The sequence below is a fragment of the Streptomyces pathocidini genome, from assembly GCF_001418495.1.
Lineage (GTDB): Bacteria > Actinomycetota > Actinomycetes > Streptomycetales > Streptomycetaceae > Streptomyces > Streptomyces pathocidini.
In genome coordinates, this window is record NZ_LIQY01000736.1 from 1 (window position 1) to 1,344 (window position 1,344).

Below are 1,344 nucleotides of genomic sequence, written 5' to 3' on the forward strand. Positions count from 1 at the left end.
CCCTCAGACCGGGACGCCTGGCGCCGGTCCTCGACCTCCGCGGCGCCCCGCCCCGGCCCGCCGCCGAGCTGCGCTACCCCGCGGGCGACGTGCTCATCGTCTCGGGGCTGCCCGGCAGCGGCAAGTCCTCGCTGATCAGGAAGACCGTGGCCCGGCCGGCCCGCGGCGGCCCGGCCGTTCGCCGCATCGATTCGCAGGACGCCCGCGACCGCGTGGCCCGCCTCCTGCCCGCCGGGCTCCCGTACGCGCTCTACCGGCCGCTGGTCCGGCTCCGTCACTACGCCGGGCTGCGCCGGGCCCTGCGCTCGGGCGCCGGCGTGGTGGTGCACGACTGCGGGACGCTCGCGTGGGTGCGCCGGTGGGTGGTCCGCGACGCCCGGCGGCGCGGCCGGTCGGTGCACCTGGCCCTGCTGGACGTGGAGCCCCAAGTCGCCCTGGAGGGACAGGCGTTGCGCGGCCGGGGCGTCTCCTCGTACGCCTTCGCCCGGCACCGGCGGGCGGTCGGGCGGCTGGTCGCGGACGCGGAGGACGGACGGCTGCCGGACGGTTTCGCCTCGGCCGTGCTGCTCGACCGCGAGGCCGCGAGCGCGCTGAACGGCATCGGGTTCGAGTAGCCGGGCGCGAGGGGAGGCCGCCGTCGCTCTCGGCGGCCCCCGCCGTCCGGCCGCCCCCGCCCTCCGCGTACGAGATCCGGCGTACGGGATCTGTGTGCGAGATCAGTGTGCGGGGCTGGCGTACGCGAGGAGGCCGGGGCTACTCCGTGAGGTCCGGCTCCTGGTCCAACTCCGGCTCGGCGTCCCGGTGGGCGACGAGGCCCGTGCCCTGCCCGGCCCCGCCGCGCTCGGCGCGGGCGATCGTCGGCAGCTTGGGGAGCCCTTCCAGGCTCGGCGGCGGGAACTCGCCCCCCGCCAGCATGCTGCCGTAGAAGTTGGAGACCCCGCTGAACATGTCCTGCAGGGCGTCCGAGACGGACTGGTCGTTCTCGCCCTCGGCCCGCTTCTTCACCGCCTCGACCACGGCGTCGGTCTTGTCGTTCAGGTCCTGCACGGCCTTGGCCCGCAGTTCCTCGACGGCCCCGGCGGGCAGGGAGCGGTCACCGGCCGGGAGGACGGCCCCCGTCGCGGGGGTGTGCGCCGCCGCGCGCTTGACCGAGGAGAGCGAGCGCTTGACCGCCGCGGCGTACCGCTCGGCCTCCGAAGGCGGCAACTTGCCGTCCGCCATGAGGACGGCCTTGGCGAAGGCGTGCACGGAGGTGGTGACACCACCGAGGTCGCGGAGCAGCCGGGTCTGGCGCTTCAGGCCGTCGGCGCCAGGCACCGCTGGGGGCACCGCCGGGGGCGCGGC

General features: G+C 76.8%; 1 protein-coding gene and 1 pseudogene. One reads left to right on the forward strand and one right to left on the reverse strand.

Annotated features, from left to right (window positions below):
• Nucleotides 1-614: AAA family ATPase (locus AOK16_RS24915; RefSeq protein ID WP_055474333.1), on the forward strand; the 614-nt coding region annotated here is incomplete at its 5' end.
• A gap of 139 nt (nucleotides 615-753) precedes the next feature.
• Here AOK16_RS24915 and AOK16_RS24920 read toward each other — a convergent pair.
• A pseudogene (locus AOK16_RS24920) lies at nucleotides 754-1,344 on the reverse strand (hypothetical protein); the annotation flags it as partial.